Raw genomic sequence first — 25,187 nt, 5'->3', positions numbered from 1 at the left:
TGGATTCCTCCTTTTAATCTAGCATCCTAATTGCCGAGCAATCACCAACCGTTGAATTTCAGAGGTGCCTTCACCGATTTCTAGCAGTTTAGCATCACGTAAAAATCTTTCAACTTCGTATTCTCTCATGTAACCATAACCGCCAAGTATTTGAATCGCTTGGTTGGCAGAACGCGTTGCTGTCTCTGTTGCAAACAACTTTGCGTAAGCGGCCTCTTTTGTAAATGGTTTCCCATTATCTTTCAACCATGCTGCTTTCAAAACCATGTTGCGAGCCAATTCAACTTCCATCGCCATATCAGCCAATTTAAATTGAATCGCTTGGAATGAAGAAATCGGTTTACCAAACTGTTTTCTTTCTTTTGCATAAGCTAGTGCGCGATCCAATGAAGCTTGCGCAATTCCGACACCTAAGGCAGCAATCGAAATTCTTCCACCATCCAGCGTGCGTAAAAATTGCTTAAATCCTGCTTCAGGATCACCTAATAGATTTTCTTTTGGAACTCTTACATCTTCTAATACAATTTCAGCTGTATTGGAACCTCTGACACCCATCTTATCGTAATTATCAGAAATTTTTAAGCCTGGAGTATCAGTCGGCACAATTAATGCCGAAATAATATTCTTTCCGAGAGAATCTTTCCCGGTAACGGCCGTTACGATAATTTGCTTAGCATAGGAAGCGTTTGTAATAAAGCACTTTTCCCCATTGATGACGTACTCGTCACCTTCTAATTTGGCTGTTGTTTTCGTTCCTCCCGCATCAGATCCTGCATTAGGCTCTGTCAATCCGAAAGAACCAAGAGCTTTTCCTTCTGCAAGCGGTTTCAAAAATTTCTTTCTTTGTTCATCAGTACCAAACATATAAATCGGACTTGAACCAAGTGAAACAGCCGCTGCATAACTTAGTCCTGTACTACCACATACACGGCCGATTTCTTCAACGGCTAGTGCATACGTAATCGTGTCGCCTCCAGAGCCACCTTCTTCTTCAGGAAATGGAATTCCCAGCAAGCCTAGTTCTCCCATTTCCTTGAAAAGATCTTCGGGAAATTCTGCCTTTGTGTCAATATCAATGGCCCTAGGCTTGATTTTGTCTTCTGCAAAATCCCGAACCATCTTTCTTGTCATTTCTTGTTCTTTCGTCAATTCGAAATTCATGTACTTTCCTCCTTTTATGATTGAACATTAAACTACAGTTTCACTAAGACCGACTGGTTGGTCTGTACGCGTTTAAATAAAAACGCTTTAATATAAGCGATTGTTAGCTACCTTAAAAATTTAATTCGGCATAAAGTGAAGATCTTTCATAATCTTTTAGAGCTTCATCTGTCAACAGTCCATGCATTAAAAGGTCTATATAAACAGAAGATACTTGTTCAATATTTTTATCTCCGTCTCGTTGATACCATTTATACGTCCAGTTCACCATTCCTAAAATTGACATCGTTGTGATCGTTGGAGGTAAACTTTCTCTGAAATCTCCTGATTGCTGACCATCATTAATCACTTCGTAGATGATTCGTTTGAACTCATTACGTTTTTGCTTGATGATTTCTTCATATTCTTGTTTTAGATACTTATTTTCTTGATAAAAAACGGTAATATGTTCATTGTACAAGTCAAACACATGAACAGATGTCTTTAAAATTTCATGTAACTGTTTCATTGGACGGTCATATTTTTCTTTTGCCGAGTGTGCTTCACTTAGAACATATGAAATAAATTTATCGTGGATAACATATAAAAGTTCATCTTTTGAAGAAAAATGATGATAAAATCCACCTTTTGATGTCATTGAATCATTTACTAAATCTTGAACGCTTACACCGTGAAAACCTTTTTCTGAAAATAATCTTAGCGACGATGCGATGATTTTCTCACGTAAATCCATGACCCTTCCCACCTTTTTTATCATATTATCATATTTATTGAAAAAGTGAAACAATTCATTTATTTTTTTAAAATACAAAGAGACTGAGATAACATCATTGTCATCTCAGCCTCTTCTATCATTCGATTTTTTAATCGAGTTTAATTTACCGTAAAACTTTAATGAAATAAACCGGCATCCTTAGATTTTTTCATCAATTTATCTGTTTGTTTATTGATTATGTTTTTAAATAACGTTCCGAATAATAAGGCACCAAGCCAGAACAGACTTAGAATAATTATATCGTATATGGCGGCTTTCCAAATAATACCTCCGACTGCCTCGCGCATTAGATCAATCGCATAGGTAAATGGAAGAAACGGACTAATTGTCTGAAACAATTCCGGTAATAAAATAACTGGATACGTTCCTCCTGCGCCAGCAATTTGCAAAACAAGAAGAACAATAACCATTGCCTTTCCAACATCGCCAAATACCGATACTAGTGTATAGATCATTGTCATAAATACTATACTAATTAACAACCCGAATAGGACAAACCAAACCGGATGTGCCATGTACGAACCAATAAACAACCAATCACCTAAGGTTACAACAAGTGTTTGCAATAATCCGATTGTAAGGAAAGTAAACATCTTACCAAAATAACGTTCCCGGCCAGTTAGATCTTCTCTATCATGTACTTCAACGGCCAGTAATGAAATCAACAGTAAGCCACCGACCCATATCGCCAAAACAGTATAAAATGGTGTCATTCCTGAACCGTAGTTTGGTATCGGAAAAAGCTCATTTTTGACCAACTTGACCGGTTCTTCAAAGAAATTTCTTTCGGCTTCAGGGTCATTTCGTAACAATTCGATAATTTCATTAATGTCTGTTTCGCCCTGAATTTCTCTAATTCGATCCGCCAGTTCGTTAATTTTACTATTTATATATGGATATTCACCGAGAAATGCATTCAATACACCTTGCCCTTCGCCAATGTGGGTTTCAGTATTATTCAATACATTTTTCACTTCTGGAATGGTCGATTTTATATCTGCTAAAATTTGATTCGCACTTGCTAATGTTTGTTGAGAATCGCTAATTTTTTGTTTCACGACTGGTTCAATGTTCTCTTTATAATCTTCTAAAAAATTTCCTATATTATTTGCTGTGTTAGCGGATAATTGTTCTAAATCAGTGAAAATAGAGTCGACTTTTTGTCTTCGATCTTCAATAAACACAGTAATATTTTGTCCATTTTCCTGCATTTCCACAAGCGCTTCACGTAATGTGCTTATTTGTTCCAATGCTTCATCGATGACCTGATTTGTATCATTACTATTATTTTGATTATTGTTCCGCTCATTATTTTCTTGGTCTGTTGAGCCGTCCTCGTTCTGATTATTTTCTTCTTCGCTGGTATTATTCTGTTGCTCTTGATTCATCTCTTTTAGCTGCTCTAATTTAGCTTCGATTTCATTCAAACGACTCGTAGCATCCTCCAATGAATGATTAATATTTTGTTGCAGCTCTTTACCCTCACTGAAATCAATGTTTACATCTTGAGCATCTTGAAGAAGTTGATTAATATCTTGCGCTGTGTTCTGTGCTTTTTTTAAATCTTCTTCAATCTGTGGTGCCATTTCATTTAAGCGGTCTTCAGCTTTTGACATCAAACTAGCGGTTTCGTTTACTATTTGCATACCATCATTCGTTGTCCGTTCAGCCTCTGGAAGTTTATTTTTCGCTTTATTAATAATCGACTGGGCATTCTTCGTGTCTTCAAGTCCACTCGAAACTAACTCATGAATTTCCGGTAACTGTTTTTCCATCTCAAAAATATACTTTTCAAATTGTTCGATATCAGGTAACTTATCGTTCAGTTCTATGCCAATTTCATCAAATATTTCAAAAATAACACCATTTACTTCAGAAATAAAATTGCTGCTAACCTGTTGTACAATCGTACTGGCACCTTTATCCGTAATTTTCGGTGAAATGGCGTTAACCTTTTCATTCACGTAATATTCCATTTGACTCTTTATCGGTTCATCAGATATAACCGACGATAAATTATTAGAGAAGTTTTCTGGTATAACGATAACCGCGAAATAGTCACCGTATTTCAGATCTTCCATTGCCTTTTCTCTGTCCGTGAAATGCCAATCCATCGACTTACTGTTTTCCAGTGTATTGACAAGATCTTCCCCGACATTAATCTTGTTACCCCTAACTTCGCCGCCTGCATCCTCATTAACTATACCTATCGGAATCTGGTCCGTTTGGCCATACGGGTCCCAAGAAGCTTCTATATTAAACCACGCATATAATGAGGGCAATAATATAAGCCCTCCTATTAAAATAGCCGCAACCCAATTACGTGATATGTTTTTTAAATCTCGCGAGTAAATTTTCAAGCTGTTCTTCATTGATATACCTTCTTTATTGTTCTATATTTTGACTGATCTAGGGGTAATATCGTCGAGCTCTAAAATATGTGAGCAGATTCATTTTTAACCTCACTACAAATGCCCGTGATAATGAATATCACGGACACTGTATTATTTCTTCATTAAAACTTTCTCCAACATGATCAAGATTACTCATTTGTGGAAAAATACTTCCGGTATCGAGCCTCAACTTGTGAATCAATAACAGCGCCTGTTTGGTCTGTATCTACAACGAATGATCCATTACTATACCGATCTGCTGTTTTAAGGTTTAATGGCATTACTGTTTCTATTGTACCATTTTCTGTTCGCAACTGTACGGTCGTATCCTCGCCAACTAAATGAAAACCGACTAGTCGATGTGCATTGCGCTTCAGTTCTCTCAACATCGCCAACCCTCGTTTTGCTCGGGTTCCTTGCTCGAATTGAGACAAATTCATTCGCTTACATGAACCGCGATGTGTGACGACGAATAAGGAAGGATTACTTAAGTCATCAAATGTTTCACCATTAATAATGTATTCATCTTTCTTGAGTTGCATCGATTTTACACCAGCAGCTTTAATGCCGATAGAATTTACTTCAGATTCATGGAACCAAAGCCCATAGCCTTTATTATTCGCAATGAATAGTTCTTGGTTTCCATCTGTCATGTGTACATTAATCACTTCATCATCTTTTTTTAAATTCATTCCATTAATCGGTCTTGAATATCGTTGAACTTTATATAAGTCTAAAGAAGTCTTCTTAATCATACCGTTTCTCGTGATCGATAAGATATAGTGCTTATCTGTAAACTCTCGAACCGGAATCGCTTTAATTACGCGTTCATCACTTGGAATCGAAATAATGTTCGCTACATGTTGCCCCATTTCCTTCCACCTGATTTCCGGAAGCTCATGAACAGGAATGTATAAGTAATTTCCTTTATTCGTAAAGACGAGTAACGTATCGGTTGTATTAATCTCCATTAATTGAATCAGTTCATCGCCTTCTTTTCGTTGCAGGTCTTTAACACTTGAAGCACCGAATGAACGAGGACTTGTCCGTTTGATATACCCATCTCGCGTTAATGAGACAACAACATCTTCTGAAGGAACCAACACCTCTAAATTGATCGTAATGTCTTCAATTTCATCTTCAATGCGTGTACGACGATCGTCATTATGATTTTTCTTTACTTGTCTAAGTTCATCTTTGATGACTTTTTTCAGCACTTCTTCATTGCCGAGAATTTCTTGTAAACGCGCGATTGTTTCACGTAATTTACTTGCTTCTTCTTCCAAGTCGGTCACATCGGTATTTGTCAATCGATAAAGTTGAAGCATGACAATCGCTTCAGCTTGTTTTTCTGTAAAGTTATAAGCTGCAATCAACCGTTCTTTTGCATCTTTCTTATTTTGTGATGCACGAATCGTCGCAATGACATCATCTAGAATCGATATCGCATATATTAACCCTTCGACAATATGAGCTCTTGCTTGAGCTTTATTCAAATCATACTCAGACTGTCGTAAAACAACATCTCTTTGATGACTGATATAAGCATCTATTAAGCCCGGTAAACTCATCAGCGTCGGTGTCCGATTAGATATAGCAATCATATTGAAATTGTAGTTCACTTGAAGGTCAGTGTTTTTATAAAGGTAATTTAAAACCCCTTGACTATCTGCATCTTTCCTTAGCTCAATAACAATTCGTAGCCCTGTTCGATCCGTTTCATCACGAATCTCGTTGATTCCTTCGACTTTTCGATCGATGCGAAGTTCATCCATTCGTTTAACTAAGTTCGCCTTGTTTACTTCATAAGGAATCTCTGTAATGACAATTTGTTCTCGGCCGCCTCTAAGCTGTTCAATTTCAGCCAATCCGCGTACGACAACTCTTCCTCTTCCGGTTTCATACGCCTTTTTAATTCCTTCTTTACCTTGAATAATTCCACCGGTAGGAAAATCAGGTGCAGGTAATTTTTCCATTAATTTATCCAATGAGGCGCCAGGATGGTCAATTTTATAAATAACGGCATCGATGACTTCGCCTAAATTATGTGGAGGTATATCAGTGGCATAACCTGAAGAAATTCCCGTAGATCCATTGACTAATAGATTTGGAAATTTTGCAGGCAATACAACTGGTTCATAAGATGTGTCATCAAAGTTTTCGATAAATTCTACGGTATCTTTTCCAATGTCCCTTAATAATTCGGATGCTATTCCAGATAGGCGTGCTTCCGTGTAACGCATCGCCGCCGGTGGGTCTCCATCGACACTTCCGTTATTCCCGTGCATTTCTACAAGTTCTTGACGCAATTTCCACTTCTGGCTCATCCGTACTAAAGCTTCATATACAGAGCTATCACCATGTGGGTGGTAGTTACCAATCACAGTACCTACTGTTTTAGCCGATTTTCGGAAAGCTTTATCATGTGTATTTCCTTCCTCATACATAGCATATAATATTCTTCGTTGTACAGGCTTTAGCCCATCCCGTACATCAGGAAGGGCACGCTCTTGAATAATATATTTACTATAGCGTCCAAACCGGTCGCCTATAACTTCTTCTAAAGGTAAATCCATTAAATTCGCTTCTTCGGCCACTTTGTTCACTCCTAGTTAAGCAATCTATCATTTTCCAATATTGTATCATTTTCTTCCATTCCGAATTCAACATTGCTTTCAATCCATTTTCTTCTTGGTTCAACTTTATCACCCATTAACGTTGCCACACGACGTTCTGCTTTTGCAACGTCTTCAATGGTAACTCTTATAAGCGTTCTAGTTTCTGGGTTCATCGTCGTTTCCCATAACTGGTCGTCGTTCATCTCACCAAGACCTTTGTATCGCTGAATCGTATAACCGGATTTATATTTCTTCAATAGTTCATTCATCGCACGCTCATCCCAAGCATAGTCTTCTTTGTACGTCTTCCCTTTACCTTTAGATATTTTAAATAGAGGTGGAAGTGCAATATAGATTTTTCCATGCTCGATGAGTGGTCTCATATATCGATAGAAAAAAGTCAGTAAAAGCACTTGGATGTGCGCGCCGTCTGTATCAGCATCTGTCATGATGATGATCTTCTCGTAATTTGAATCTTCTATTGAAAAATCAGCCCCGACGCCTGCATTGATTGTATGAATAATCGTTGAAATCTCTTCATTCTTGAAAATGTCATCGATTTTCGCTTTTTCCGTATTAATGACTTTTCCTCGAAGCGGCAAAATGGCTTGAAAACGTCGATCTCTTCCTTGCTTTGCGGAACCACCTGCGGAATCACCCTCTACAAGAAACAACTCATTTTTGTTTGGGTTTTTCGATTGAGCAGGCGTTAGCTTACCACTAAGCAACGCGTCTTTTCGTTTTCGCTTTTTTCCATTTCGAGCGTCTTCACGAGCTTTGCGGGCTGCTTCTCTTGCTTCTCTTGCTTTAATCGCTTTTTTAATCAATAACTGTGCAATTTCTGGATTTTCTTCAAAGAAAAAGGTCAACTTTTCACCTAATACATTTTCCATTGCACTTCTTGCTTCAGGAGTTCCAAGTTTACTTTTCGTCTGACCTTCAAATTGCAATAAGTCTTCTGGAATTCGAACTGAAATAACAGCTGTTAACCCTTCACGTATATCATTTCCATCTAGGTTTTTAGCTTTTTCTTTCAATAATTGTTTATTTCTTGCATATTCATTAACTGTACGAGTGATCGCCGTCTTCGCTCCAGACTCATGCGTTCCACCGTCGATTGTCCGTACATTATTCACGAAAGACAAAATGTTCTCTGAGTAGCCGTCATTGTATTGAAAGGAAAAATCAACTTCAATTTCATTATGAGTTCCTTCAAATGAAACAATCTCATGTAATCCGTCTTTTTCTTCATTCAGATAAGCGACAAAGGCCTCAAGACCTTCTTCATATAAAAATTCATCTTTTAGATCATTGCGCTCATCAATCAATTCAATTTTGACACCTTTTAATAGAAAAGCAGTTTCTCTCAGACGTTCGGCTAACAATTCATATTGAAAGCGTACAGTTGAGAAAATGGTCGGATCCGCTTTAAAGGTAATCTTTGTACCTGTTTTATTCGTATTTCCATGTTCTTCAAGCGTGGTAACTGGCTTACCTCCATTTTCAAACCGCTGGTGAAACTTTTTACCATTACGAAAAATGTCGACTTCAAGCCATTCAGACAATGCGTTAACAACAGAAGCTCCAACACCATGTAATCCACCACTAGTTTTGTAACCACCCTGGCCAAATTTTCCACCAGCATGCAATACCGTCAGAATAACTTCCGGTGTTGGCTTGCCTGTTTGATGCATACCTGTTGGCATTCCACGTCCTGCATCAATGACTGAAATGGATTCATCTTTATGTATCTTTACAGTAATTACTTGTCCATAACCCGCTAACACTTCATCAACGGCATTATCGACAATTTCATAAACTAAATGGTGCAAACCTCTATGGTCAGTGCTGCCAATGTACATACCAGGTCTTTTGCGGACTGCATCAAGACCTTCGAGCACCTGAATCGATTCATCGGTGTATTTCTGGTTATGATCACTCAATCAAATAACTCCCTTCCAAAACAACTCATCTGTTCTTATTTTCACTAATTGTTCTCTGTACATTTCACGATAGAAACAGAAAATCCCTGCAAGAGAGCAGAGATTTCAACCAAAAGGTTAAGAATTTCCAATTTGTACAGCATGTACAACTTTAATGCATAGGTCCATTATGACGGTAAAATCATGTTCTTTCAATATATCATAAGCTTCTTCATTTTCTACACCTAATTGAGCCCAGAAGATTTTGCAATCGGTTTTGATTGCGTCTTTAGCGATATCTGGAAGAAATTCAGATCGTCTGAATACATTGATGATATCAATTGACTCTGGTACTTCAGCTAGTGTCGGATAACTTTTTTCACCGAGCACTTCATCGACTGTAGGATTCACAGGAATGATTCGATATCCATTCTCCTGCATAATTTTTGCTATTTGATACGACGTTCTTTCTGGCTTGTCAGATAGACCGACGACAGCGATGGTTTTGGAATTCTGTAAAATATCTTTTAACGTTTCATTTGAAGGATTGCGCATATCCGTTCACTCCTTTGTACTTCTTACCTATTAGAATAGCTTTTTTCGAGATTATTCTCAACTAATCAGATAGTGACATCCTTAATTGCATCTTCTTTATTGTCGTTAATTCTGATAAAATAATACTAGGTCTTAAAGACAGATAGTAATGCTATTTACTACCTAACAAGATACATGTACCAAATTTATTGGTAAAGGGAGAGTTTCAATGGACTATGTTATATTTTCTATTATTGCATATTTTTTAGGGTCAATTCCGTTCAGTTTGGTAATCGGTAAAACCTTTTATCAAACGGACATTCGTGAACACGGCAGTGGTAATCTAGGGGGCACCAATACGTTTCGTGTACTCGGATGGAAAGCTGGTTTGGCTGTAACCATTTTGGATATATTAAAGGGAACAGCTGCTGTTGTGCTTGTCTATCTCTTCGCCGCACAGTTAGAACCATTAATTGTTGGTGCGTTTGCGGTAATCGGACATTCGTTCCCATTATTCGCGAAGTTTAAAGGCGGCAAGGCTGTAGCCACTTCTGGTGGCGTGCTTCTCGGAGTTAGCCCATTATTGTTTGCTATTATTTTTGTTTCATTTTTCGTCTTCTTGAAGCTATCCAAATACGTTTCCCTGTCATCCATGCTCACAGGGGTAGTCGCAGTTATTGTTGCACTATTTATGAAACATATCGGCTTGATTATCGTAACGATGTTATTAACGATTTTTGTCATCTATCGTCACACGGATAACATCAAACGAATCAAGAATAAAACGGAACCGAAAATTACATGGCTTTAATGTTCGTAAGGAATGGGAATAAAGGACGATAAGAGGTGAATATATAGTGAAGAAAAATCAAGCATATCAGGTGTTTGTTGGTATTCTTTTAGTAGTCATTCTTGTTTTATTGTTCTTGCCTGTGCCATCCGATCAGGATGCAGAATCATCCTTTGAACCTGAAGCACATGAAGAAGTTCGTTATTCGAAACTTTCATCAAAGAACAAACCAAACTATGAAACATCCATCACTTTAAACGCAATCGGTGATATACTCGTTCATCAACCGGTTTATGATGATGCTAAAACAGCAGATGGGTATAATTTCAAGCCGATGTTCGAACCGGTAAAATCTTTAATTGAAAATGCAGATATAACGATTGCTAATCAAGAAACGATTTTAGGTGGTACTGAACTCGGACTCTCGTCATATCCTTCATTTAATTCACCGTATGAAGTAGCGGATGCACTCCAATATGTCGGTGTAGATATCGTATCCATGGCAAATAATCATACGTTAGACCGTGGTGAGCAAGCGATCATGAATGCGACAAACTATTTGAACGAAATCGGTATAGAATATGTAGGCTCTTACCGCAATGAAGAAGACCGAAACACACCCCGCATCCTAACAAAAAAGGATATATCAGTCGGCTTCCTTTCTTATACGTATGGAACGAATGGGATTCCTGTTCCGGACGGTAAGGATTACTTAGTTAATTATATTGATCAAGAAAAAATACTAACAGATATAGAAAAATTACGAGATAAGACAGATTTCATCGTCGTCAGTATGCATTTTGGCGCACAATACGAACCACTGCCTAATGATGAACAAATTTATTTAACTGACCTACTCACAAGTAATGGTGCAGATGTTATTATCGGCCATCACCCCCACGTGTTGCAACCTGTAGATTGGATTTCTAGCCAAGATGGTCATGACCGATTCGTTATGTATTCGCTAGGTAACTTTTTATCCAATCAAAAAGGTCTTGAACGAAACATTGGTGTGATTTCACAAATTAAACTCACAAAGAAAAGGTTAAACAATGAAATGAACTATCAAGTGTCTGACGCTCAAATGATTCCTACGTATAATTACTCAGGAAATAATCGGGACTTCAAAATTGTCCCCCTGTCAGAGGCTGGTCAATATGGCTTACAAAATTCCGATCAAATTTACAAAGACACCATCAATCATTTACAATCATTCACTGATCAAGTTGACTTTCCGACAGGTTTTGAAACGGTTCAATAAATTGAAACAACCCTTTCAATTCATGTATACTAGAGGTTGTGGTTACAGCATGATTGCTTTGACCAGAAAGGGGATCTAGATATGGACAACTCATACAATCTAAAACAACTTCCTACTAAAGAAGAAAGACATAAATTATTTGGTTCTGTACCACCAGGACCTCGAACAAAACCTCATGAAAAAGAAAAAATGAAAGATTTACAAAATACAAAGCAAAATTTCTTATTCGAATTAGATGCAGTTGGTATTTCGAATGTGAAACATCCAATCAAAATTGCTAGTTCAATGACACCTGAGACACAAACGACCATTGGAACGTTTTACTTTGCCTCTTCTATTTCACAAGATTCAAAGGGCACAAACATGAGTCGGTTTACTGAACAATTGCATCATTATCACAGTGAAGGGTTCACCTTAAGCATTGAATCTTTAAAGCAATTCACACGTGACTTAAAAGATCGACTTGAGCAAAAAGATGCAGAAGTAAAAGTTGAATTTCCTTGGTTCTTTGAACGTAAAGCACCGTATACTGATATGGCAGGAATGAATCATGCAGATGCATGGATTCACGTACGCTATGATGAGCAAGATCATCATCAAGTAACTGTTGGGCTCTCTGGTAAAGTAACAACTCTATGTCCTTGCTCTAAGGAAATTAGTGAGTATAGTGCCCATAACCAACGAGGAAACATGAAAATGGAAGTAGAACTTGCCGAAGATTTTGATGAAAGTCAAACAGACTGGAAAGTTTTATTACTTGAAGCGGCAGAATCTAATGCCAGTGCTAGGATACATCCTGTTTTAAAACGACCAGACGAAAAAATGGTTACGGAGCAAGCTTATGAAAATCCACGTTTTGTAGAAGATATGGTTCGTCTTGTAGCTGCGGACCTTTATGAACTTGACATGATCGAAAAGTTCTACGTTCAATGTGTCAATGAAGAATCCATCCATTTACATGACGCGGTCGCTTCAATCACTTATGATAAACGTAAGAAATAAAGATGAGAAGGTTTGTTATGCATGAAGCATCTATTGATTGGTCTTGTCAAATTGTATCGGAAGTGGATTTCTCCACTTCTTGGACCATCTTGTAGGTTTCAACCTACATGTTCTGAATTTAGCTTAACGGCGATCCAGCGTTTTGGAGCATTTAAAGGCCTTTATTTAAGTATAAAGCGGATTTTAAAATGTCATCCTTTTCATCCTGGTGGTTTCGATCCTGTACCAGATTTGAAGAAACAGGAAAAATCGAATCATTCATAAATTGTCGTATTCCAGCGTAAATGCAAATGAAATAAGCTGTTCTTTTCACCTACCATTAAGATGAAAGGAACAGCTTTTTATTATTTTAAATCGATGTAATTGTTCAAGCATACCTTCTGCTTTCAAGATATCTTTTTGAAAACTTCCGATGAGATCAAAGTGAGGATATTTTTCATGAAAATCAATCCACTCTCGCTTCAACCCATGTTTCTTTCCCCATGCCACTAGCTTTTCTACATCACAGCAACCAACCTTCGTAACTGTTTTCATTGTAGGAAACCGTTCATCCACCCAATAATGTGTTAGAAATGCAATTTTGCCGTTTTCTACGTCTTTTTTCCACTGAACAAGCTCTTCTCTCTTAATTCCAAATGCCATCTGTTACGACTCCATCGCATTTAGATAAGTCTCATGTAACTCAGGGAAATGTTTTTTTATTGAAATTGGTCTAAAATTCGATTTTTTGACGCAAACATGGGTCGATGTACCAGTAACAGACAACTGATTATCTTCTGTAAATATTTTATAAGAATAAGTTACACGAAAACCATTGTATTCCGCTATTTTCGTCTCTACTCTAGCTGTTTGACCATATCTCACCGGTGTTTTATATGAGGCTTGTATGTCTATGACTGGTGCTAGAATACCTTCTTCTTCCATTGCTATATAATCAAACCCTAATTGTTCGATTAATCGTGTTCGTCCAATTTCAAACCAGACAAAATAATTCGAATGATAAACAACACCCATTTGATCAGTTTCTTGATAACGTACTGTAACGTCTGTTTCATTGATAACCATCGTTGTTTCTCCCTTCCATTTCTCTCTTATCTTATCGTATCATATTTTTTGGTAAATCGGCATCGATGAAAGATTAGTTCTCTGATTAAGAGACATAACACAAACTAGTTTACGTAATAAACGTTATGTAAATTAAGTAGATTTAATCTTTGTCTGTAGAAAATACCCCGGACACAGAAAGTAGTTTCTCTGCCCGGGGTAAAACATCAGTTTAATCTTCTAACCGTTGTTGATACGCATGTTCTTCTCGCACTTCTTCTCTCATAGCTTCAATGGACTCTTTTCTTCGTTCGTTCTTTAGCCTAATTTGTTCCTTCTCTTCGTCAGTAGCTGTTTCCATAGATGCTTCTGCTTCTCTAAAGTTTTGAATTGTATGCTGGATATTTTCCTGTAATCTCTCTACATTATCTGAACGATCATCTGGATTTGAATGTCTATCTGACACGAAACCACTCTCCTTAATTTTATTTCATTGAGTAGGTTTGTCAGAATAGGTAATTATTATGCATTAGGGCTTGGTTGTTTGATCACTTCAAATTTTTTATCCAACCTGTCATAAATTTTATCAATTTCTTTCGGATCTTTCATAATCCGATCCTTTTCTTGTTGGATCAGTGTTTGGAAAGATAATTGGTTATTTCTTCGCATCCATCATAACTTCCTTTCTACATAGATTTTCGATTTGCATCTACTATGTAGAATTGTCCAATTATTGATTATTTATACTTAATCTAGTTGTTTTATTTTTTCTTCCATCTCTTCATAAGTCATCGGACCAATTTTTTTAGGAAGTTGAATGACACCTTCAGAATTCACAAAATAAGTGACGGGCATACTCATCGCCTGATAACGCAACGTTACTTCTCCAGATTCGTCTAATAGAATTGGAAAGGTAAGTTCTCTTTCCTCAACGAATTCACGAACTTTTTCAACGGATGTCTCGGAGTGCAACGCATTCACCGCAACGATCTCTACATTTTCATACTTGTCTTGAATTTCTTGCATATGAGGCATTTCTTTACGGCAAGGTGGGCACCATGTTGCCCAGAAATTCACGAAAACCTTTTTACCTTTAAAATCCTGCAATTGTTTTGTTTGTCCATCCAACGTTTTTAACTGGAAATTCGGCGGTACATCACCGACTTCAATATCCGTTGTGTCCACTTCCATTCCTTCTGGCTGAATGTACATCATTCCATCTTCAGGATCATTTTGATTACTCTTGTTATCTTCGAGAATATTAAATATAATTACTCCGCTCAGTGTAATGATGACGCTAAGTGCGATTAGTCTTTTGACCAACATCTAGGGGCTTCCTCCTCTATTCATGTAAACGAATATCGATCATTTTATTCCATCATATCAAAAGAAATGGTTTATCAGTAACTTGGAAGACAACAAAACTGTGAAGTATGTAGTTTCTAACGATTATCTAACGCAAAATAAAACCCGAAAGTCATCAATGTGACTTTCGGGTTTGTTTTATAGTTATCTTTACACTGTTTCTAGTTTTTTACGTAACACGAGTTGTAGGATACCACCATGACGGTAATAATCTAACTCAACGTCACTATCGAAACGTGCAACGACTTCGAATTCAGTTTTCTTGCCGTCTTCATCAGTAGCAGTTACTTTAACGAGCCCTCCTGGTTTAATGTCTTCGCGGATGTCGACATCCATTGTTTCTTTACCAGTAAGACCAAGAGATTCTACTGTGTCACCTTTTTGGAACTGAAGTGGCAATACACCCATCATCACTAAGTTTGAACGGTGAATTCTCTCAAAGCTTTCAGCAATTACCGTTTTAATACCTAGTAGATCTGTACCTTTGGCAGCCCAGTCACGTGAACTTCCCATTCCGTAGTCACTACCCGCTATTACAACTAAGCCTGTACCATCTTCTTGGTAACGCATAGCTGCATCATAAATAGGCATAACTTCTCCGGTTGGCCAGTACGTTGTATACCCGCCTTCTTTTCCGTTAGCAATCTCGTTACGAATTCGGATATTTCCGAATGTACCTCTCATCATAATTTCATGGTTACCACGACGAGAACCGTAAGAGTTAAAGTTACGTGGTGAAACACCTTTTTCCATCAAATACTGACCCGCTGGCATATCTTTTGGAATAGCACCAGCTGGTGAGATGTGGTCTGTTGTTACAGAGTCACCAAACTTACCGATGACGCGTAGTCCATTAAGTGGTTTGATACTTTCTGGATCCTTCGCCATGTTTTCAAAGAATGGTGGATTTTGAATATACGTTGAATTCTCATCAAAATCATATAACGGCTGATCCGTTGTTTCAATTTGATTCCACTTTTCGTTGGAATTGAAAACTGATTCATATTCTTTACGGAAGATTTCCGGTGTGACAACTGCATCAATTTGTTTCTGAATTTCATCAGATGCTGGCCAGATATCTTTAAAGAATACATCGTTTCCTTCGCGATCTTGACCTAATGGTTCATTCATCAAATCAATATCAACTGTACCAGCAAGTGCATATGCAACAACTAATGGTGGTGAAGCCAAGTAGTTCGCACGCACAAGTGGGTGGATACGTCCTTCAAAGTTACGGTTACCAGAAAGAACAGAAGCAACAGTTAAGTCAGAATCAGCAATTGCTTTTTCAATTTCTGGCAATAATGGACCAGAGTTTCCGATACAAGTTGTACATCCGTAACCAACCAAGTTAAATCCTAACTGGTTTAAGTATTCCATCAAACCAGAATTTTCAAGGTAGTTTGTTACAACTTTTGAACCTGGCGCCAATGAAGTTTTTACATACGCAGGAACATTTAATCCTTTTTCAACAGCATTCTTCGCAAGTAAACCAGCACCTAACATAACATGTGGGTTAGACGTGTTTGTACAAGATGTAATTGCTGCGATCGCCAATGCACCAGTTTTCATTGTTGCTTCAGTACCATCGTTAAATTTAACGACAGCTTCTTTAGCAACCTCTTCATCACTCAATCCGAACCCTTGGTTACCTTGTGGAGCAGTTAGAGATTTGTTGAATGATTGTTTCATGTCTGAAAGTCTAATCAAATCTTGAGGACGTTTTGGTCCAGATAAATTTGGCTCAATTTCAGAAAGATCGATTTCAACTAAGTCTGTGAATTTAGGATCTTCTTGATTCGGTGTATAGAATAGATCGTTTTTCTGTAAATATTCTTTTACAAGAGCGATATGCTCTTCTGAACGACCTGTCAAACGTAAATATTTAAGTGCTTCTTCATCAACTGGGAAGAAACCACATGTCGCACCATATTCAGGTGCCATGTTGGAGATCGTTGCACGGTCAGCAAGTGGCATAGACGTTAAGCCATCTCCGAAGTATTCTACGAATTTACCAACAACGTTTTTCTCACGTAGCACTTGTGTAACTTTTAGTGCTAAGTCAGTTGCAGTTGCACCTTCTGGGAATTCACCTGTTAGTTTAACACCGATTACTTCAGGTGCTGGGAAATATGAAGGCTGACCTAACATTCCTGCTTCAGCTTCAATACCACCGACACCCCAGCCTAGTACACCTAGACCGTTGATCATCGTTGTATGTGAGTCAGTACCGAATAAAGTGTCAGGGAATGCGTCATACGTACCGTCATCTTTTTCGATTTCATGAACGACGTTTGCTAGGTACTCTAAGTTTACTTGGTGAACAATACCTGTTGCTGGTGGAACAGCGCGGTAGTTGTCAAAAGCTTTCTGAGCCCAATGCAAGAATTCATAACGCTCCATGTTACGGTCAAATTCCATTTCCATGTTAACGCGAAGTGCATCAGGTGTACCGTAAGCATCTACTTGTACGGAGTGGTCAATTACTAGATCTACAGGTACTTCTGGATTAATTTGGTCAGGACTTCCACCCATATCTACCATTGCTTTACGCAAAGAAGCCAAATCTACTACAGCTGGAACACCTGTAAAGTCTTGTAAAATGACACGTGAAGGTTTAAATGGAACATCCACTTTTTCACCTTTCACCCACTGAGCTAATTTTTCAACATGCTCATCCTTGATGACGTGTCCATCATACTGTCTCAATACAGATTCAAGTAGGACACGGATTGAAAAAGGTAATTCAGAGATCTTTCCTAGACCTTTTTCTTCCAATGCTTTCATGTGATAATAATTGTACGTTTTGCCATTCAATTCAAATTGTTTCTTGGCATTAAAAGCATTATTGTCTACCATCATTTTTACCCCCTTATTATGTAGTTTGATTGTTTAAAAGATTTCTTGAAAATATAGGTACAGAATTCTCTTTGACTCTGCCGTATTACATTTTATATGAAAATAGGCTATAAGTAAAATAATTAAGAGGATTTATGACAGAATGGTTAAAATCATTGATTTATACGACGTTTCAATCTAAATCTTTGAACGAAATTCTAAAGTTGCTGCCTTTTATTTCTCTGTCTTTCACTTCCAACTTTGCTCCATGATTTTTCAAAATTTGTTTTGTTACCATCAAACCAAGGCCTGTACCATTTTGTTTTGTAGTATAAAATGGTTCTCCTAACTTCTCTTTCATCTCTTCCGGCACGCCTGGACCTTCATCCATCACTTCGATGAGAAGTTGTTCCTTTGTATGTATGTGGATTTCAATCGTACCGTTTTCTTCCATCGCTTCAATTGCATTTTTAATTAAGTTGATAAGTACCTGCTTAAATTGTGACCGGTCACAATTTAACATAAATTCTTCACAATCAAATTTCTTTTTTAACCGGATATCATGCATGCGAGCTTGAGAATTCATTAATAGACATACTTCTCCGACTAGTTCGATCAAATTTTCTCGTTTTAATTCATTTGGCGACGGCTTTGCTATAAACAATAGTTCCTTTGAAATCGCTTCAATCTTTTCGATTTCTTCTTTCATGATTTTTAAGTAAGTACCGCTATTATCCATTCCTGCTTCCATCAACTGTAAAAAGCCTTTCAAAGAAGTGAGTGGATTACGAATCTCATGCGCTACACTTGCAGCTAGTTGGCCGGCACTTGATAGCTTTTCTGATTGAATTAATAAATTTTCAGTTTCCAAAATATTCGTAATGTCCTTTGCTAAAAAAATATAAAATATATCTCCAGTTTTATCGTAAATCATCTTCCCCATAGACACTTCATGACGTCTCAGCTCATTATTTACATTAATGACTCGAAAAACATTACGTTTAATCGCATTAACTTCCAGTTGATTGATCTCTTGCAGGAATTTCTCGGAATCAACGGAATCAACAAAGGTGATAGCGGACTCTCCAATCACCTGTTCTCTTGTAAATCCTGCTTTTTCTATTGAATGCGACGCATGTTGAATGATTAACTCTTCATCACAGAGAAAAAAATAATCACTGATCTGCTCATCAATCCATTCAAAAGCTTGCTGTAGCAATTCTTCATTGTGATTATTAATAAGCATTCATTCTCCACCAACCCTCTTGTTAAAACATTAATACAAATTATGAGGAGAGATAACAGATTATTACACCTGTTTATAATAATAGCCAAAAACAAGTAAATTGTCTAAATATTTTATATTGTTTTCATGTATTTCATGAATTTGTAACGGTTAATTGATTGAGAATCGTCAAACTCCGTCGTATAATAAAAAGAGAAATGCACTGATATATTGAAGAGAGTGAAAGATATTGGATACATTGATTGCATTGGTTATTATCGGTTGGACAACTTTGTTAGTCGTTTTAATGGGAATCGGCGGATTTTTCATGTTTCGTAAGTTTTTAAAAAAACTCCCTAAAGCAGATGGTAAATCAATCATCGACTGGGAAGAATTTTATATCGATGAATCTCTACATATGTGGGACGACGATGCAAAAAAACTTCTTAATGAATTGGTAGAACCTGTTCCACAATTATTTAGAGATGTCGCTAAACAAAAAATTGCTGCAAAGATTGCTGAGCTAGCGCTAAAAAGACGTAAAGAAAAGATCACTTTAGACGTTATGATCGAGGGATATATTAAAGCTACACCAAAAAGGGACCATAAGTTTTTGGTGAAAACGCTTAAAGAAAAAAATATCGATTTTAACCGATATGAACATTTAATAGAAATATAAAAGGTAAAGAGCTGCATGCAATTTGCAACTCTTTACCTTTTATTTTGGTACTATTCGTTTTTGAAAGCTTAAAAATTTGATGAGCATGACCATCCGCCATGTGAATAACATGCCGAATGCAAGCAAGTAAAACATCCCCGCTAACTCACCTATTTCAATGTATTGGCCCATATATTGTTTTGTAACAAGTCGAACGACCAATAGTACTACTAAAATAATCGGAAACATTTTAGAAGGCTTTAAATAAATATCTCCGTCTTTATATTCGAAATTCGATGTGAAAATAAGAAATAGCGAAAATATAATCCCAACACCTATTGCTTCAGCTACTTGAATCCATTCAACCCTGAAATATGGAAAAACAAACATTAATGCTCCTGTACTCATAAACAATGGAGGCAATACGATCCGTTTCACTGATGTCGGTCTATTTGCTGCCTTCATACGAACAAAAACCATTCCAATCGCCATGAAAAAAGCAACAATGGATGCAGCAATGACAAAAAACGTTTTCATAACCTTACATCCCTGCCTGTTCTTGTGAATCTTCCTTTTGATCCGTAGCGATTGTTAAAATAATTGTCATGGTGACACCTACAACAGTTAAGTAAACCCCTAAGTCAAAAATCATTGCAGTTGCTAATTCTGTTTTACCCATTATTGGCAAGTTAAAATAGCCAAACGTTTGTGTTAGAAACGGTTCGCCGAAAATGAAAGCTCCGATACCTGACAACGTCGCAACTAACAGGCCAATCGCCAACATTGCACGAAAATTAATCGGCAATACTTTTGACATGTTTTCATATCCATAAGTAATAAACATGAGAATGAATGCCGCTGCTGTCATTAATCCGCCAATAAATCCGCCACCCGGCGCATTATGACCAGCGAAGAACAAGTACACAGAAAATCCTAATAAAATGAAGGCAATTAACTGTGTCATTGTACGTAAAATTAGATCATTATAATTTTTCATCAGTATAATACTCCCTCAGATGATATGTTCTACATCTTATTTTAATATACTTGCTTAATAAGAATCAAATTCGACTTAAAAACCAGTGAAACCAAAGAAGTTTGCTAGGTAATTTGTCAAAATGCGTAACCAATCAAAAAACAATGCGATTCCGAGGAAAATCAAGATGTATCCACCGATTCTCATGATTTTCTGTGAGTTTCGTTTCAACCAACCCATCCGATCAATAAAGAATGACAGAATGAAAAACGGTATCGCAAAGCCTAATGAATAAGCGGACATTAAAAGCACACCAGAATCAGGATTCGTGTAAGCCAAAGAAATAACTGCTGCTAAAATTGGTCCTGTACACGGTGTCCAACTCATTGAAAAAGCTGCACCAATTAAAATGGAACCCAAATAGCCTGCTGGACGATTTTTGAAAGTCACTTTCCGTTCTTTCATTAAGAAATCAAAGTTAAACACACCTAACATAACAAATCCGAAAAAGATAATTAGTAATGCTCCAACTTGGCGAATTAAATCACGATATTGAATGAGAAAATCTCCGATTACATATCCTGAAAACCCGAGCATAATGAAAATGGATGAAAAACCGATTAAGAAAAAGAGTGTATGTAGCATACTTCGTTTTCTTAACATACCCTTTTCATTTTTTAATTCTTCAAGACTCATTCCAGTAATATAGGAAAGGAATACCGGATATAGCGGTAAAACACATGGTGAAATAAACGAAAGAAAACCTGCTCCAAATGCAAGGAACATATTCACGTCCGCAACCATACTCACACGCTCCAATCAAACTAAACTTTAACCCACTTTCAGATTAACAGATCGACCGCCAAATATAGAATAAAAGGATTGACAGTTTCATGACGATCGATTAAATAGACAAAAAAGGGTAAGCATTCGATTCAACTGCTCACCCTTCATCGTTATTTTTTCTTCTTTTTGTCTTGATTTTCCATTTGTTGTGTCATGCCACGCATCATTTGATTAATTTTCTTTTGAGATGGCTTCTGACCCATTTGCATCATCATTGTACGTAACATTTGCTCATTAATTGGCGGATTTTTCTTCAAGTAATTCATCATTGTCTTTCTAGCAATGAAGAAACCTAAAATTAGCCCGATTACCAACGTTGCAAGAGCAATTAATACAACCCAAATCGTGCCCATGCTTCAACTTCCTCCTTCTTGTTGACTCGTACACATTATATTAAAACGAATAACTAAAAACAATAGCAAGATTCATATGAATAATAACAAATTTTATGATCGTTCACATAATCAAGTGAGGTTCTATAAAAGAACCTCACTTGAAATCATTATTTAGATAGAAGCTCTTTTGCTTTTTGAATAACATTTTCTACTGTAAATCCGTATTTTTCAATGACGACATCTCCTGGTGCGGATGCGCCGAATTGATCGATGCCGAGCACAGTTCCATCTAAACCGACATAGCGCTCCCAACCGAATGGCGAGGCCATTTCGACAGCTATCCGCTTAGTGACTGTTTTTGGCATGACTTTATTTTTATACTCAGTAGATTGTTTTTCGAAACGATCCCAAGATGGCATACTAACGACTTGTGCATCAATACCATCTTCTTTTAATTTTTTGCTAGCCTCATAAACGAGTTGAACTTCTGATCCTGATGCCATCAATAGTAAATCTGGCGTTTCTTTTTCTGCTTCTTTTAGAACATAGGCGCCCTTTTCTACCCCTTCACTTGCACGTTCTTGAGTTTCAGGAAGTACAGGGAGTCCTTGTCGCGTCAATACTAAAGCCGTTGGATGATCTTCTGCTTGAATGGCTTGCTCCCATGCAGCTTTTGTTTCATTCGCATCCGCCGGGCGAATTAATGATAAGTTCGGCATCGCACGCAAGGATGGAAGCTGCTCAATTGGTTCGTGTGTTGGACCATCTTCACCAACAGCGATTGAATCATGCGTGAATACGTATGTCACTGGTACACCCATTAGTGCAGATAAACGAATTGCTGGTCGCATGTAATCACTGAATACGAAGAATGTTCCGCCGTATACTCTTAAACCGCCATGAAGTGCCATACCATTCATTGCACAAGCCATCGCAAACTCTCTGACACCAAACCAAATGTTACGACCGCTATATGTTGGATATTTAAAGTCATCTTCTTCTTTTACTGCTGTTTTATTCGAACCTGCGAGGTCGGCACTACCCCCGATAAAGTTTGTGATTTTTGATGAAATTTCATTAATGATTTCACCAGAAACAGCTCTCGTTGCAACGGGCTTCGTGTTTTCGTCATAGCTAGGTAGGTCAACGTTCCAACCTTCCGCTAAATTTCCTGCCAATGCATTTTCGAATTCTTGCGCTAATTCAGGATAAGCTTCTTTATACTTTTCCATCATTTCATTCCACTGATTTTCAGCTTGCTGGCCACGCTCAGCTACTGTTTTTTCAAAGTGCTCTTTCACTTCTTCTGGAATATAAAAATCTTCCTCGAATGTCCACTTGTAATATTCTTTCGTCATTTTCGCTTCGTCAGAGCCTAACGGTGCGCCGTGCGCATCTGATTTACCGGATTTCGATGGAGAACCATAACCAATAACTGTTTTAACTTCAATCATTGTCGGTTGCTCTTTATTAGCCTTCGCGTCTTTTAACGCTTGTTCAATTGCGGCTGTGTCATTTCCATCTTCCACGCGAATGACTTGCCATCCGTAAGCTTTATAACGATCTTCAACACTTTCGGAAAATGCCCGGTCTAAATCACCGTCTAATGAAATATCGTTTGAATCATACATCACAATTAATTTTCCTAGCTTTAAGTGACCTGCAAGAGAAGCTGCCTCTTGGGACACTCCTTCCATAAGGTCGCCATCGCCGCAAATTGCGTACGTATAATGATCAACGACTTCAAAATCATCACGGTTATACTGGGAAGCCATATATCGTTCAGCCATTGCCATACCTGTAGCCATCGCAACCCCTTGCCCTAATGGTCCTGTTGTCGCTTCTACACCGTCTGTATGTCCGAACTCTGGGTGTCCTGGTGTGTTCGAACCCCACTGACGGAAGTTTTTAATATCATCAAGGGTTACTTGATAACCGGATAAATGCAACAAGGAATATAACAACATAGATCCATGACCTGCAGAAAGAACAAACCGATCACGGTCAAACCAATTTGAATTCTTTGGGTTTTGATTCATTACCTTTGTCCATAACGTATAGGCCATCGGAGCAGCCCCCATAGGCATACCTGGGTGACCCGAATTTGCTTTTTCAACTGCGTCGATCGACAATGTTCGAATCGTATTTATTGCTAATGACTCAATATTCTCGCTCATCTTATAGAAGACTCCCTTCACTTCTTTATTCCATTTTCAATGCTATAATTAATTTGTCCATTTGACAAGTTATATCAAGAGTCAATCAAATAAATTCGGAAAACCGACAAATTTGCCATTCCATTAAAAAAAGTGCAAACCAAAATGATTTACACTTTCTAGTGTTCGTTCCGTCTTTTTTCTTCTTTTAATTTTTCCGGTGTAACATCCGTACCTTCCGGATCAACTACTTTAATGGATTTCAAATGATTTTTGAATGCCCCGCGAAATTCCTGTAAATACTCTTCTCTTAGCTCGCGCTGCTCTTCTTTTTCGCTTTTAGATAATCCTTTGTTTTTACTTTTTTTCGACAGTTCACTGATGCGGTTCAATTTATCTTTAGAAAGCATGAAATAAACTCCTTTTTCAACTATTTATCAGTATCTTAAATGGTTTTTCAATTTTAAACAAGAATTCCGAACTGAAAACGAACGAACGTTTGCGTTCCGGTCGCTTTATTGGTATACTACGAATAGTAAATAAAGACGTAGGGGTGAAAGAAAGTATGAAAAAACTATCCAAACGTCAGAAGGACATATTCGACTTTTTAGTAAGCGAAGTAAAAACAAAAGGATATCCACCTTCTGTTCGTGAAATAGGAAAAGCTGTCGGACTTGCATCCAGTTCAACCGTCCATGGACATCTATCCAGGCTGGAAGACAAAGGTTTTATCCGTCGCGACCCGACAAAGCCACGCGCCATTGAAATCATCTATGTAGACGAAAATGCGGTACATGAACGGGAAGCAATCTATGCACCCTTAGTCGGAAAAGTAACAGCCGGTGAGCCAATAACAGCCGTCGAAAACATTGAAGAGTATATTCCTCTACCAGCTGGGATTGCCGCTTCCGAAGAAAACATCTTCGTCCTTACCGTTCAAGGTGATAGTATGATTGAAGCGGGTATTTTCAATGAAGATCTTGTGATCGTTCGGAAACAAGCAACCGCTGATAACGGCGATATTGTTGTCGCTATGACTGAAGAAAATGAAGCAACCGTTAAACGGTTTTTCAAAGATAAAAACAATTATCGCTTGGAGCCGGAAAACCCAACGATGGAACCGATCATCTTAGATCAGGTCACCGTTTTGGGGAAAGTGATCGGGTTGTATAGAAATATTCATTAATAACAGAAACACTTGAATCGATTAACGGTTCAGGTGTTTTTTTGTGATATAGTAAAAGGAATCATTTAGGAAAGGTTGTGTTAGAAATGAACATGTTTATTC

25 protein-coding genes are annotated in these 25,187 nt (G+C 37.6%); 6 read left to right on the top strand and 19 right to left on the bottom strand.

Annotation, left to right across the window (positions count from 1 at the left end; genetic code table 11):
* Window positions 1-18: 18 nt before the first annotated feature.
* The 6 genes from FPQ13_RS03110 to FPQ13_RS03085 form a co-directional block, all read right to left on the bottom strand.
* The gene (locus tag FPQ13_RS03110) at window positions 19-1,161 is read right to left on the bottom strand and encodes an acyl-CoA dehydrogenase (RefSeq protein WP_144087852.1); all 1,143 of its coding nucleotides are present in this window, start codon (window positions 1,159-1,161) and stop codon (window positions 19-21) included.
* A 112-nt stretch (window positions 1,162-1,273) separates the two neighbouring features.
* On the bottom strand, window positions 1,274-1,894 hold the full coding sequence (locus FPQ13_RS03105) for a TetR/AcrR family transcriptional regulator (protein ID WP_246065318.1): 621 nt from the start codon (window positions 1,892-1,894) through the stop codon (window positions 1,274-1,276).
* A 158-nt stretch (window positions 1,895-2,052) separates the two neighbouring features.
* Window positions 2,053-4,308 (bottom strand): YhgE/Pip domain-containing protein, encoded by a 2,256-nt coding sequence (locus FPQ13_RS03100; protein WP_144087850.1) that lies wholly within the window; start codon window positions 4,306-4,308, stop codon window positions 2,053-2,055.
* A gap of 170 nt (window positions 4,309-4,478) precedes the next feature.
* Window positions 4,479-6,926: a DNA topoisomerase IV subunit A gene (gene parC, locus FPQ13_RS03095; protein WP_377863220.1), complete on the bottom strand. Its 2,448-nt coding sequence runs from the start codon at window positions 6,924-6,926 to the stop codon at window positions 4,479-4,481.
* Between the two features lie 11 nt (window positions 6,927-6,937).
* Window positions 6,938-8,890, bottom strand: coding sequence for a DNA topoisomerase IV subunit B (gene parE, locus FPQ13_RS03090; protein ID WP_144087849.1), 1,953 nt, complete (start codon window positions 8,888-8,890; stop codon window positions 6,938-6,940).
* A gap of 117 nt (window positions 8,891-9,007) precedes the next feature.
* Window positions 9,008-9,424 carry a CoA-binding protein gene (locus tag FPQ13_RS03085; protein WP_144087848.1) on the bottom strand — a complete coding sequence of 139 codons (417 nt, stop codon included), beginning with the start codon at window positions 9,422-9,424 and terminating at the stop codon, window positions 9,008-9,010.
* Window positions 9,425-9,632: 208 nt separating this feature from the next.
* Here FPQ13_RS03085 and plsY point away from each other — a divergent pair, with 208 nt between their 5' ends.
* From plsY to yidD, 4 genes are all read left to right on the top strand, one after another.
* Window positions 9,633-10,214: a glycerol-3-phosphate 1-O-acyltransferase PlsY gene (plsY, locus tag FPQ13_RS03080; RefSeq protein WP_144087847.1), complete on the top strand. Its 582-nt coding sequence runs from the start codon at window positions 9,633-9,635 to the stop codon at window positions 10,212-10,214.
* A gap of 46 nt (window positions 10,215-10,260) precedes the next feature.
* On the top strand, window positions 10,261-11,454 hold the full coding sequence (locus FPQ13_RS03075) for a CapA family protein (protein ID WP_186279529.1): 1,194 nt from the start codon (window positions 10,261-10,263) through the stop codon (window positions 11,452-11,454).
* A gap of 81 nt (window positions 11,455-11,535) precedes the next feature.
* Window positions 11,536-12,456, top strand: a complete 921-nt coding sequence (folE2, locus tag FPQ13_RS03070; protein ID WP_144087845.1) for a GTP cyclohydrolase FolE2 — start codon at window positions 11,536-11,538, stop codon at window positions 12,454-12,456.
* 21 nt (window positions 12,457-12,477) lie between these two features.
* The gene (gene yidD, locus FPQ13_RS03065; RefSeq protein WP_144087844.1) at window positions 12,478-12,720 is read left to right on the top strand and encodes a membrane protein insertion efficiency factor YidD; all 243 of its coding nucleotides are present in this window, start codon (window positions 12,478-12,480) and stop codon (window positions 12,718-12,720) included.
* Window positions 12,721-12,765: 45 nt separating this feature from the next.
* Here the strand turns inward: yidD and FPQ13_RS03060 are convergent, their stop codons facing one another.
* From FPQ13_RS03060 to FPQ13_RS03030, 7 genes are all read right to left on the bottom strand, one after another.
* Window positions 12,766-13,098, bottom strand: coding sequence for a hypothetical protein (locus tag FPQ13_RS03060; RefSeq protein WP_144087843.1), 333 nt, complete (start codon window positions 13,096-13,098; stop codon window positions 12,766-12,768).
* A gap of 3 nt (window positions 13,099-13,101) precedes the next feature.
* The gene (locus tag FPQ13_RS03055; RefSeq protein ID WP_144087842.1) at window positions 13,102-13,521 is read right to left on the bottom strand and encodes an acyl-CoA thioesterase; all 420 of its coding nucleotides are present in this window, start codon (window positions 13,519-13,521) and stop codon (window positions 13,102-13,104) included.
* 211 nt (window positions 13,522-13,732) lie between these two features.
* On the bottom strand, window positions 13,733-13,966 hold the full coding sequence (gene tlp, locus FPQ13_RS03050) for a small acid-soluble spore protein Tlp (RefSeq protein WP_144087841.1): 234 nt from the start codon (window positions 13,964-13,966) through the stop codon (window positions 13,733-13,735).
* A gap of 56 nt (window positions 13,967-14,022) precedes the next feature.
* Window positions 14,023-14,169 (bottom strand): FbpB family small basic protein, encoded by a 147-nt coding sequence (locus FPQ13_RS03045; RefSeq protein WP_144087840.1) that lies wholly within the window; start codon window positions 14,167-14,169, stop codon window positions 14,023-14,025.
* A gap of 78 nt (window positions 14,170-14,247) precedes the next feature.
* Complete coding sequence (locus FPQ13_RS03040; RefSeq protein WP_144087839.1) at window positions 14,248-14,826, bottom strand: TlpA family protein disulfide reductase; 579 nt, start codon at window positions 14,824-14,826, stop codon at window positions 14,248-14,250.
* A gap of 189 nt (window positions 14,827-15,015) precedes the next feature.
* The gene (gene acnA / locus FPQ13_RS03035; protein WP_144087838.1) at window positions 15,016-17,724 is read right to left on the bottom strand and encodes an aconitate hydratase AcnA; all 2,709 of its coding nucleotides are present in this window, start codon (window positions 17,722-17,724) and stop codon (window positions 15,016-15,018) included.
* A 172-nt stretch (window positions 17,725-17,896) separates the two neighbouring features.
* Window positions 17,897-18,949, bottom strand: coding sequence for an ATP-binding protein (locus FPQ13_RS03030; protein WP_144087837.1), 1,053 nt, complete (start codon window positions 18,947-18,949; stop codon window positions 17,897-17,899).
* Between the two features lie 226 nt (window positions 18,950-19,175).
* Here FPQ13_RS03030 and FPQ13_RS03025 point away from each other — a divergent pair, with 226 nt between their 5' ends.
* Window positions 19,176-19,607: a DUF2621 family protein gene (locus tag FPQ13_RS03025; RefSeq protein ID WP_377863221.1), complete on the top strand. Its 432-nt coding sequence runs from the start codon at window positions 19,176-19,178 to the stop codon at window positions 19,605-19,607.
* Between the two features lie 39 nt (window positions 19,608-19,646).
* Here the strand turns inward: FPQ13_RS03025 and FPQ13_RS03020 are convergent, their stop codons facing one another.
* The 6 genes from FPQ13_RS03020 to FPQ13_RS02995 all read right to left on the bottom strand — a co-directional run bounded on the left by FPQ13_RS03020 (window position 19,647) and on the right by FPQ13_RS02995 (window position 24,309).
* A complete protein-coding gene (locus FPQ13_RS03020; protein WP_144087835.1) occupies window positions 19,647-20,123 on the bottom strand; it encodes a CcdC family protein in 477 nt (158 codons plus the stop codon).
* A gap of 4 nt (window positions 20,124-20,127) precedes the next feature.
* A complete protein-coding gene (locus FPQ13_RS03015) occupies window positions 20,128-20,583 on the bottom strand; it encodes a Na(+)/H(+) antiporter subunit B (protein WP_144087834.1) in 456 nt (151 codons plus the stop codon).
* Window positions 20,584-20,658: 75 nt separating this feature from the next.
* Window positions 20,659-21,366, bottom strand: coding sequence for a cytochrome c biogenesis CcdA family protein (locus FPQ13_RS03010; protein ID WP_144087833.1), 708 nt, complete (start codon window positions 21,364-21,366; stop codon window positions 20,659-20,661).
* 152 nt (window positions 21,367-21,518) lie between these two features.
* Entirely contained in the window at window positions 21,519-21,761 is a 243-nt protein-coding gene (locus FPQ13_RS03005; protein ID WP_144087832.1) for a YneF family protein, read from the bottom strand.
* A 149-nt stretch (window positions 21,762-21,910) separates the two neighbouring features.
* Window positions 21,911-23,920 (bottom strand): transketolase, encoded by a 2,010-nt coding sequence (gene tkt, locus FPQ13_RS03000; RefSeq protein ID WP_144087831.1) that lies wholly within the window; start codon window positions 23,918-23,920, stop codon window positions 21,911-21,913.
* 158 nt (window positions 23,921-24,078) lie between these two features.
* On the bottom strand, window positions 24,079-24,309 hold the full coding sequence (locus tag FPQ13_RS02995) for a DUF896 domain-containing protein (protein ID WP_144087830.1): 231 nt from the start codon (window positions 24,307-24,309) through the stop codon (window positions 24,079-24,081).
* Between the two features lie 155 nt (window positions 24,310-24,464).
* Here FPQ13_RS02995 and lexA point away from each other — a divergent pair, with 155 nt between their 5' ends.
* Complete coding sequence (lexA, locus tag FPQ13_RS02990) at window positions 24,465-25,085, top strand: transcriptional repressor LexA (protein ID WP_144087829.1); 621 nt, start codon at window positions 24,465-24,467, stop codon at window positions 25,083-25,085.
* Window positions 25,086-25,187 lie beyond the last annotated feature (102 nt).

Source organism: Allobacillus salarius (assembly GCF_007559425.1).
In the GTDB taxonomy this organism is placed as follows: domain Bacteria; phylum Bacillota; class Bacilli; order Bacillales; family Alkalibacillaceae; genus Allobacillus; species Allobacillus salarius.
This window is presented reverse-complemented; position numbering and strand designations above follow the sequence as displayed.